The 10,332-nt window shown below is 34.5% G+C and carries 10 protein-coding genes; 8 read left to right on the top strand and 2 right to left on the bottom strand.

Going from position 1 to position 10,332, the window contains the following annotated elements; translation table 11 throughout:
* Nucleotides 1-17: 17 nt before the first annotated feature.
* On the top strand, nucleotides 18-4,454 hold the full coding sequence (locus tag QPX86_RS16585; protein ID WP_285163250.1) for a DUF3883 domain-containing protein: 4,437 nt from the start codon (nucleotides 18-20) through the stop codon (nucleotides 4,452-4,454).
* Here the strand turns inward: QPX86_RS16585 and QPX86_RS16580 are convergent.
* Nucleotides 4,443-5,333 carry a hypothetical protein gene (locus QPX86_RS16580; protein ID WP_285163249.1) on the bottom strand — a complete coding sequence of 297 codons (891 nt, stop codon included), beginning with the start codon at nucleotides 5,331-5,333 and terminating at the stop codon, nucleotides 4,443-4,445. The genes QPX86_RS16585 and QPX86_RS16580 overlap by 12 nt on opposite strands.
* A 597-nt stretch (nucleotides 5,334-5,930) precedes the next feature.
* On the opposite strand from QPX86_RS16580, the gene QPX86_RS16575 reads away from it, so the two are divergent.
* The 6 genes from QPX86_RS16575 to QPX86_RS16550 all read left to right on the top strand — a co-directional run bounded on the left by QPX86_RS16575 (nucleotide 5,931) and on the right by QPX86_RS16550 (nucleotide 9,221).
* Nucleotides 5,931-6,581, top strand: a complete 651-nt coding sequence (locus tag QPX86_RS16575; protein WP_285163248.1) for a hypothetical protein — start codon at nucleotides 5,931-5,933, stop codon at nucleotides 6,579-6,581.
* Complete coding sequence (locus QPX86_RS16570) at nucleotides 6,578-6,958, top strand: hypothetical protein (protein ID WP_285163247.1); 381 nt, start codon at nucleotides 6,578-6,580, stop codon at nucleotides 6,956-6,958. The genes QPX86_RS16575 and QPX86_RS16570 overlap by 4 nt, the downstream gene beginning before the upstream one ends.
* A gap of 10 nt (nucleotides 6,959-6,968) precedes the next feature.
* Nucleotides 6,969-7,625, top strand: a complete 657-nt coding sequence (locus QPX86_RS16565) for a hypothetical protein (protein ID WP_285163246.1) — start codon at nucleotides 6,969-6,971, stop codon at nucleotides 7,623-7,625.
* Between the two features lie 74 nt (nucleotides 7,626-7,699).
* A complete protein-coding gene (locus tag QPX86_RS16560) occupies nucleotides 7,700-8,605 on the top strand; it encodes a viperin family antiviral radical SAM protein (protein ID WP_285163245.1) in 906 nt (301 codons plus the stop codon).
* A gap of 327 nt (nucleotides 8,606-8,932) precedes the next feature.
* Nucleotides 8,933-9,073 (top strand): hypothetical protein, encoded by a 141-nt coding sequence (locus tag QPX86_RS16555; RefSeq protein WP_285163244.1) that lies wholly within the window; start codon nucleotides 8,933-8,935, stop codon nucleotides 9,071-9,073.
* 10 nt (nucleotides 9,074-9,083) lie between these two features.
* Nucleotides 9,084-9,221, top strand: a complete 138-nt coding sequence (locus QPX86_RS16550) for a hypothetical protein (protein WP_285163243.1) — start codon at nucleotides 9,084-9,086, stop codon at nucleotides 9,219-9,221.
* Between the two features lie 198 nt (nucleotides 9,222-9,419).
* Here QPX86_RS16550 and QPX86_RS16545 read toward each other — a convergent pair whose 3' ends face one another.
* Entirely contained in the window at nucleotides 9,420-9,593 is a 174-nt protein-coding gene (locus tag QPX86_RS16545; protein ID WP_285165188.1) for a helix-turn-helix domain-containing protein, read from the bottom strand.
* Between the two features lie 147 nt (nucleotides 9,594-9,740).
* Here QPX86_RS16545 and QPX86_RS16540 point away from each other — a divergent pair, with 147 nt between their 5' ends.
* Nucleotides 9,741-10,268: a DUF3087 family protein gene (locus QPX86_RS16540; RefSeq protein ID WP_285163242.1), complete on the top strand. Its 528-nt coding sequence runs from the start codon at nucleotides 9,741-9,743 to the stop codon at nucleotides 10,266-10,268.
* Nucleotides 10,269-10,332 lie beyond the last annotated feature (64 nt).

Here is a 10,332-nt window from a genome sequence, read left to right as displayed (position 1 = left end):
GTGTTTTTAGTTTAAAATTGCCATCCTTGATATGCAGTAAAAAGGAATTAATTATCAAAAATCAAATCATCGAAGAAATTATTAAACGTAAGGAGGTTTATAAAAAGTCACCTTCAGATATGGTTTCTGCTTATAACCGTGAAATTGAAACAGAGAAAGAGTACAACGGAAGACAGTTACTTGAACTCCTGCAAAATGCTGATGATGAAAACTCTGATGAAGTAAAAATTGAACTTGATACTTCAACAAATCAACTAAGTATTAAAAATAGAGGAAGTGAGTGTAAAGCTTTTAGTGCTAAAGGTATTAGATCATTAATGATATCTAATTTGAGTACGAAGAATTCAAAAAAGTATATAGGAAACAAAGGACTTGGCTTTAGGTCTATTATCAATTGGAGTGAGGATATTACAATTAGAAGTAATGATCTAAGCATTGAGTTTTCTAATAGAGTTGTTCACCAAGCCTTTGATGAAATGTTTTCTATTGAAGAGAGAGTATCTATTAGGCATGAGCAAAACTTACCAGAGTCTATTTATCCTATCCCCTTTTTGTCATTGCCAGAGGTTGCAGATGATATGGACCAAGATTGGATTACTTCGATAGATATTACTTATAAAACTGAATTCCTTAGTGATATTCAAAAACAGATAAATGAGTTAAAAAGTGAAGTTTTACTTTTTCTAAATTCTATTAAGAAATTGACAGTGTTTATTGATGGAAAGTGTATTAAGTCAATAGAAAAGGCAGAACTACACAAAACATGGAAGGTTCATGAGCACAGAGGGGAACTACCTAAAGAATTCTGGGATAAAGAAAATGAGGCAGAATTTTTTGATTTGAAAATTGCACTACAAGATGATTTAACTTGTGATATTCGAGAAGTTTTTTCGTATTTTCCGACTAAGTTAGTTGTTGACTTTCCATTTATTATTCACGGAACATTTGAATTAAATAGCTCTAGAAATGAGCTGAATGATAGTAAAAAAAATAGATTCATTTTAAAAGAGTTAGTAAACCTAATCATTGATACTGCAAAATCTTTAACGATAGGGTGTACAAGCTATAAAGCTATCGAATTGTTGTCATACAAAACTCCAAACAACATACTAATGGAACTAGGGCTCTATGATGCAATTGATGAGGCGTTGAACTCTTTATCTGTTTTTCCTTGTTTAGATGGAATCTATAGAAAAAAACCGGATGTAATATTTATTGATTCACTTTCTACTTTCGTGAGTTCAGTTAACCAAAGGCGATTGTTTGATAATTTATTAATTCCCATTGATGGATCCGTTGAACTTTCAGGTTTAGGCCTTAGTGGAAATGTAATTACTAAAAAATTAACTACTTTAAGTAAAAACATAGAGAGTATAGAAGATAGAGCTTCTATGATTTATATGTTTCACAATACGTTTAAGCATGATGGAAAGCTAGAGTTTTTGATTGATTCAGAGGGGGAATTGATTTCACTTGATGACGAGGTATATACACCTTCAGTAATCGATATCAATGTACCCGATTACGTAAGTATTAAGTTTATTCACAAAGAGCTATTTGACGCACTAATCAAGAAGTTTGAGATTGACTCTAGTGAAAAGGCAAGAGAGCTTCAACGAATTTTGAGGAATATTACTAATATTCAACAATATCAACCAACCCCTGTATTACAAAAGATAATTTCTAATGCCAATAAGTTAATACGTGAAGGTATTGTTGGAGATGTACCAAAAATTATCGAAAAAATGGTTTCTTCACTTTTTGAAAACTACAGGAATCTCAAATCTCAACAGCAAGTCCCAGATTCAAGAGTTCAATTATATAGTAAGAATGGGGTTTTAGTTGATGCACGAGATTTATACTTATCTGACTATTATCCTTCTGGTGAGTTAACAGAATTTCTCTTCAAAGATATATTTGGTGAAGACTTGTTTTTATCTTCACCTGCTCAATATGGATTGATGGATAAAGAGCCTGAAGAACTCCAAAGGTTCTTTTTATGGCTTGGTGTAAATAAACATACCAAATTCATTGAAGAGAAAAATAAGAGAAATCTAGACTATGAAAAGTTTGTTTTTCTAAATGTTAAACGCCCTGTAGGGTATCGCCAGAGCTCTTTAACATACAAAGAAATATCAGAGTTTAATCACATAGCAAGGGAAATGTCGCTGGAAAAATTAGTAATATGGTTTTTACGAGATGCCAATATTTTTTCTCAACTTGATGACTCATCTAACTCAGATCAGTTTGATTATAATAAGGATAGGGAGTATTACGGCTCTTATGGGCACTTCATTGCAGCTAAACCGTCATTTATTAAATATCAAGTAAAAAGCCTAGGCTTATTTAAAGACTTCTTCTTTGGTAGTGACAAGCTGAGCTTATTAATAAATGACATAAGTTTTGATTTCGAGTTTTCAGCGTTTGAAAACTATGGGATTAGTAGGTCTGACATCGAAAGCTTGCTCCTTAAAGTAGGGGCAACAGATAAATTTGAAAAGCTCTCACAGGAAACTGTTCAAAGGACTATTTTTGAACTTCCAGACAACTCCCCTGACGGTAAGCAATCTCAAGCTATATATAAATTAGGCGTTAAGCACTTTGAGCACAATAAGCAACCAATTGACTTGTCAGAAGCAATGTTATTTGCCGTTAAGGGGGAGCATAGAGGCTATTTCCCTGCCAATAAAGTGCTTTATAACGGAAACATCAAGTTACCTCGAAAGATATCTTCTACGGTTCCAATTTTACATTATCCCAGAAGGCAAAGTACGCAAAATGTTACTCAGTTTTTTGGAATAAATAATTTAAATTCTTTAAATATTTCAGTTAATAATGCTTCGCCTTTGGTTGATTTAACACGCGATTTTTCTCATTTTTTAGAACAGATTACACCGTACATATTGGTTTATCGAATTCAAGATATTGAAAAGGACAAGTCTGCTAGAGCTGAGCTCGCCAAGCTTAAACGTTTTAATATATTACTATGTGAAAATGTAGAGTATTTAGTTGAAGGTGAAACTGCTCAGCTTGATAATAATGATTACATTAGGAGTGATAGTGACTTCATTATTAAGGTTAGTAATGAGTCTACATTAGATGAGTTGAGGCATGACTTCGAGTTTCAGGAAAGTTTTGCGGATATTATTGGGCTGATTTTTGATATTCAAGATACTAGAGTATTCAGAGAAGTAGTGAAAGAAAGCTCTGCATATATTGAAAAATCAATTAGAAATGACATAGGTGAAGAAGAATTAATTAGAACAAGAGAGTTATTGGGAATATCTGACGAATACTACTCTTTTTGGAAGACTGTTTATTCACTGATTGGAAGGGAGTATGAGTTTTCAACTAACGAACACTTGTTTGAAAACATATTAAATGATTTAAACCTAAAAAGTGGCATCAACGATATTACATATAAAGACTTGAATAGTTATCAAAGTTGTCAATTTATTGAAATTCTTTTTGATGAGTTAAATATAAAAGTAAGTGATTTCAATATCTCTGAGCACGCATATTACAAAATCGACTTAACTGATTATCATAAACGTAATCTGAAGTTGCACTTAGAAAGAAATTTATACCCATTTAAGCGAAAGCTATATACATGGTGCATTTCAAACTCTAAGGAATATTCATTTACAACAATCATTAAAGAATACGAAAGCAGTCAAAAGTTTATCGAAAGATGCTCTTTAAATAATAAAATTAATCAGTCGTTAAATTACGAATTAATAATCCAAAATTATATCAGTCAGCATTTTGAGCTTGATAAGGTTAAGGCTACCAATATTAACTTTGATGAAGTTTATGCACAAAATGAAAGGTTAATTGATATCGATGTCCTTGAAGAAGATTTTGAGCTTTTAAGTATGTTGTTTTTTTCTCATAAGTTAAAAGAAATCGAAAAAGGAATTGAAAAGATAAATGAAGAAAAGCGATTACGTGACAACCCTGCACTAGATTTAGGCAACGAGAAAAAACCTCCGAAGATAATTAAAGATATTGAGTTGACTAAACCAAGCACAAAAGGGTTTCAAAAGCCTAAGAATAAAAATCCATTCAAACACTCAAATGGCGCAAGTAGCAGTAAAAAAACTAGAGGTAATAAATCAGAAAAAGATGTTTATGAATCTCTTGTTGAAAAGTATGGTGCAAATAAAGTTACATGGGTGTCTAAGGTCAGCGATGGTGATGGATATGACATTAAATATATAAATGAGCACGGAATAACTAAGTATGTCGAAGTGAAGACATATTCTGGTGATAAGTTCTTCTTATCTAGAAATGAGTTGGAGTTCGCTAGGCAGCATATTGAAGATTATGAAATATTTTTAGTATCTGACGACATTCTTAAAATCGATAATATTGATTTTGATGACAAAGATCGATTTCATTTAGAAAGTCGAGAGTATGTTGTTTCATTGTCTATTCAATGTTTAAAAGCCTAACGCTAGAATTTTATCAATGGCTTGTTTTGCGTATCTGCTAGCAAGAAAGTCTAAGTAGGCTGGATTTTGTGTTTTGGATATAAAATCTTCTACAAATCTGCCGGGACGTATCAAAGATAATGTTTGGTCATTCTTACAGATCAAGTCGACTGTGGGACAACCGTTGTCATCAACATTATAGATAATGTAAGTTGCAGGAGTTTGTGTGTTAAGGAGCCGATTCAGTTCAGGTCTTAGGGCATTTTCGAAGTGACGGTATGCCGTAAGTAATTCACCTGAAGCATTGCTATTAAGTACATTATTGGTCGTAAATTCAACTGTGTACATTGGTTCTTTATATGACTTATCTTGGCATAAGTATGAGTTCATCTGTATTTGATGAGGGTATTTTTGATTAAGCCAGTTATGTACTTTTTCTTCTACGGTATTTAAAATGAAGTGAACCGCCGAGTATAGATTGCCGTAATAAAATTTATTATCTATAAACAGACGAATCCAATCACCATTATATTGGCTTGTGTAGTTCACTGGTGATTTTGAATAGTATCTCGGTACCTCAATAGCGTCAGATAGCTCTTGTAATTTTAACTCATCGACGTCATTAAAATTTTTGAAGTGGTAGTCCTGATACTGCCAGTGAGGAATGTCATAACTTAGTAGGTTGGGGTAGTCGCAGATATTTCTTTCTGCACGACAGAGTTCATGCATTGAAAGGGCGTCCTGTCCTTTACCTTTTATTTTCTGATGTTCAGCATTGATTTGGTACATTGTAAAAGCAGGTAGTGCGCTCAATGCAGTCTCTAAACCCTCGCAGCTTAATTGATTTATAGAAGGTATATGCATCTCAAGAATTTGCTGTTCTTTAGGTTCTAAACCCACTTTTTAACCCTCTTCAGTTCGTTATTGGATTAAACTCGTTGTATAGACTTAACCAAGCAGTTACCATCTTTTACTTGCTATAACCTGCATGCTTCAGCGCATAGGGGACGCCAATAATCGCTTTATCTTCATCTAGCTCTTCAATATCGTAAATATCAAATTCGCTCATGCTATACCATTATTGGGAGTGAATTCACTAATAAATGGCTTTGGTAATGAGTGAAACTTCTCTGTTTGAGGTATCTTCAAATTATTTTCTTTTATTGGTGTGTCATCAAATTTTTTTCGTAGGAACATTCGATATCGAAGTAATCTAAACTTGATGAATAATGGAGCTATAGATTAAATTTCCACTACAGGTTTCATTATATTTACCTTCAAAGGCTAATGTGCCGTTCATGCTGAACAGCAAACCATATTATCAATGATGACAGCTTGAAAATCTCTGAATGCAGTTGAAATCTTTGTATGGATATTTATTTAAAACTCGGCTACCATGAATCCCTATCTAATTGATTGTTATTGCATAAAGTGTAATATACAGTCTGTTGAAGATGGTGGTTATTACCATTGTAGTCGTATCATCAAGGATGAAAAATGAAATCAATTTTGAATGTTCTAGATATTCTTCTGGGGCATATTGCAGCAGGGATTATGACTTTTTTGCTCTATTTAAGCCTCGGAGTTGTCGCTATCTTCTCTCTGGTATCTATCCCGATTGATTTTTTTGAATATGGGGCAGGTATAAGTGAGTTGGACTTAGCTGAAATAGGACTGATTAGTTGCTTGTGTATTGTAATTTGGCGTTTTTACCGTCGAGGAAACCAATTGAATTGGACTAAGTGGCAAATGCTTCGGCGTTTTGTCTTTACAGTATCGAGCATGGCTTTACTCTTATCATCCTTAGCACTAATTGGAATATGGGACGAAGTTTCAAATAAAGGGAGATTAGAACTTGAGTTTTTTACTACTGTTGATAAGTTTGATACCTATATTTTTAGTATTTTAGTTATTCTTGTCATTTATGCGGCTGCTCCCTTGCCTAAGTTATGGCAAAAAGAAAAGACAGAAGACAAATCTACAGACACTCCTATAAAACAACCCGATAGTGTGCTTCAAACATCTTCTACACTAGAACCTGACTCACAGACTACTTCAAATAAGCAACCTGAATCGGTGTCTACATTAACTCCTCAGACAGAGCAGCAAGCTGATTCAATTTCAAATTTTGCACAGGGAAAGTTATGAGATTAATACTAATTAGCCTCTTTTGTTCGAGTTTCTTAATTACGGGTGTATTACAAGCTAAAGAGACATCGTTTAATAGTAATAATGCAGAGTTTTTACAACAATCATGCCGTGATGCAGTAGAACTTCTTGATAATAAAGGTCAACCAGGAACATATGCCGCCATACATACATCTATGGCTGAAGCCATGCGAGCTGGCTACTGTATTGGTGTCGTTCAACAGTATAGCAAAGCTTCACATAGTTGCTATTCTTCATACGGGAGAGGTAATTGGCAAGGTATGATCAAGGAAATCGCAAGCTTTTCAATTGGGCAAGATCAATTTAATCGAATTATGGCGAGTACATTACTTAAGAGGGCTTATTGCGGTGAGTAGTGGATTAACCGTGCCAGATGCTATTCGGTTGTTATTTAATATTGATGTTGCGACAGAGAGCCAGTTACTTAGAAATAAGGCTGATTCTTTTGTTCGTAATAAACTCATTAAAATAGCGCCCAAACCTAAATTAGATGATCATCGTTATAGAACAGAGTTGGCGGATAAAGAACAGTTAACAGTGTTGTTTAATGCGTTATTACTCAATGCAATATTCCATGATCCTAAAAATGTTAAGCGAATATTTGAAAATAAAGCTTATCGAGATGAATGTGCTTTAGTTGTTAAGGCTATGTTTGGTGAAAGTCATTCTGTAATGGGAATAGCTATAACTAGTATTTCAGCGCATAAGTTTGTTGATGCATTGGCTGGCGATTTTAATTTATATAAGGAGAAGTTACCTAACCCTTTTGCAGTACTGCCACAGATCGCTTTAGGTAAAAATTTAAATTTGTTGCATGCCCTGTTAGCACAATCTGCCGCCATGGAACCTACAGATAATTTACTACTTGCTTATATACAGGGTAATTTTGATAAAGCAGCTAATATCGCATCGTTGATGCCTTCTGAAAATGATGCAGTAAATCAATTGAAGCAGCATGTTGAGAAAGAGGTAACAGAGGCTGTTGAGTTTGATGATTTGGTGGAACAATTTAGAAATATGTAATTTTTTATTCTAAAAGCTTGTTAGTGCATTGCACTAGGTGATTCTACGTTTGTCGTCAACAAACGGAGCTAACCATGACAAGTACAAATGAAATGGTCATCAATTTTCATATGACCGAAGCCTGTAATTACCGCTGCGGATATTGCTATGCCACTTGGGAAGGCAATGACTCGCAATCGGAGTTACATCATTCCTCGCAAGATATTCAATCTCTTCTAAAAAAGCTAGCAGACTACTTTTTTGCTGATAATCCAATACGAAAAGCTTTGGGTTATACATCCGTCCGCCTTAATTTTGCTGGTGGCGAGCCAGTGATGCTTGGCGGTCGCTTTATTGAGGCAGTCTTGTTAGCTAAAAAGCTTGGTTTTCGTACATCAATCATAACTAATGGACACCTTTTATCAGCCAAGATCATGTCGAGAATTGCTCCACATCTTGATATGTTGGGATTAAGTTTCGATACTGCTGATTTGCTAATCGCTCAAAGTATCGGGCGTGTCGATCGCAAAAGCTCGTGGTTTTCACCCTCTAGGGTTATTGAGGTTGTTGCAGCGTATCGGTCTTTAAACAATCAAGGCAAGGTTAAGATAAATACAGTCGTTAATGCTTTTAATTGGCGTGAAGATATGTGTAATTTGATTAATCAAATAAAGCCTGATAAATGGAAACTTCTTAGGGTATTACCTGTTTACTCTCACCAGCTGACAATTTCATATGATCAGTACCGTAAATATATTGAAAGGCATAAGACTTTTTCAGAGATAGTGAGTTTAGAAGATAATCAGGATATGTGGCAATCCTATCTGATGCATAACCTTGAAGGCCGCTTTTATCAAAATTCAAATGCTTGTCAGGGCGTTGTACAAAGTCCATCAATATTAGATGTTGGTGTTGATAAAGCGATTGCGCATGTAGCATTCAATACAGAAACCTTTTCCAAGCGTTATCAAACTCATGACTCAACGCTTCCCTATACCTGATAAATCATATTTAAGCAGTTCGTTTCTGCTTTGACGTTATGTGATTACGGGTTTAGTTGGAGTCATTAAATGAAGAAATATAGTCGTGATAAAAATATTAATAAATTAGTTAATCGTCTTTTAAAAAGTGATGAATGGAGAATCAGACGAGGGCGTCATTCTGTGTTGACGGCTCCTAGCGGTAAAAGACTAGCGGTTCCAAGTACGCCTAGTGATCGCAGAGCATATATGAACTTTAAACATGACGTTCGCCGATTGCAGGGGCTTTGACTTGAGGTGTTTAAGCCCCTAAGCAATCGTTAATTAATCTATTTTAAGGAAAAAAATATGCCAAATAATAATCATAAAGCTAATCAAGGTAATTCAAATAAGGGGACATCGGGTAAAAACTCTGCATACCAGAAAGTGCAGGATAATCGCAGTAATCAGTTGAACCCTAATAATCCCAACTTCAAAGATAAAAAATAAGGAGGTTTGTATGCCAGATACATCTGATATGTCTCAAGATGAATTAGACACTTGGTCTGATATTAACAATCCCAACAATGATGCAGATATGGATGATTGGGCAGATGCTCATAATCCCAATAACGATTCATACTTGGGAGATGATTAACGAATCCACAGGTAAGTTTTTCATTGCATTAAACTAATGAAGTTTTATAAGGTGTAGAATTTCTACACCTTATTTTACTTTATCTAGACTGAGATTGGAGCAGTTACCTTTGCTTAAGTTAAGTGCTATTTATCTAGGTTAATTGCTGAAATGTAATTGTAATTTAATCCTCCAAGAATATTTGATTCTAGCAGAGGGTTAATCTTGAATTTCCAACAACTCGCCCACGTCAACATTTAAATACCTGCATAGCGTCTCAATCATATCTAATTCTACTCGTGTTGCCGTCTCATTATAAAGGCGGTGCAAAGTATTTTTATTGATACCTGTTTCTCTTGCTACCCCTGCCAAATTTAGAAAAAGCCGAGCAATTAGCTCGGCTTTTTTGTGTCTAAATTTTAATTTCTGTTATCCATCTTGGTATATTAAGATCTGTTTTAGGTCACTAGATATTGAAACCGTATATCGCTTCGACATGATAGGTGTAAAATACTGTGACTTTCTTTAATAAGGTGCAGTATGCAATTTATCTCAATCGACAAGCCACAATATCGTAAACGACTTAACGTATTGCTAATTAGTTTGGTGGCCAGTTTAACCATACTCTCACTCGCTTTTGGTGGCCTTCTTATTGAATTTTTTGGCAGTGATACAGTTATTAAAGGTGAGTCCACTGGCCATTTTCATCTTAACCTCATCGGTGTCTTTTTAGCTGTTGTAAGCTGCAGTTTAGTGATGAATGCGATTAAAACTAAGCCGTACATGAAAGAGATTTATTGGGTTTGGCAAGTTAAACAATTGCAAAACCATATTTATCGTAAGTTAAACAAAGTGATTGCTGCAGCGAGTGAGAATGACGTTAAAGCATTAACGATTCTACTTTATTACTACCACAGCCAGAAAAAGATATATGAGTTAGACAACAATACGTTGACGATGGGGAAAGTAGACAGTGATATCAGTAGAACTGAAACGCAAATTGCCAGTTTAAATCTAGTGATTACCCTTGATGACTTTTCCAGTTCTTTAATTGACGAAATACAGTGAGATAACTCAATTAAAAAGCCGTTTATCAGTTAATTGATAAACGGCTTTTTTGTATCATTTTTAT

This window comes from Shewanella goraebulensis, assembly GCF_030252245.1.
In the GTDB taxonomy this organism is placed as follows: domain Bacteria; phylum Pseudomonadota; class Gammaproteobacteria; order Enterobacterales; family Shewanellaceae; genus Shewanella; species Shewanella goraebulensis.
The sequence above is the reverse complement of the archived record's forward strand: the minus strand, read 5'-3'. Positions and strand labels throughout refer to the sequence as shown.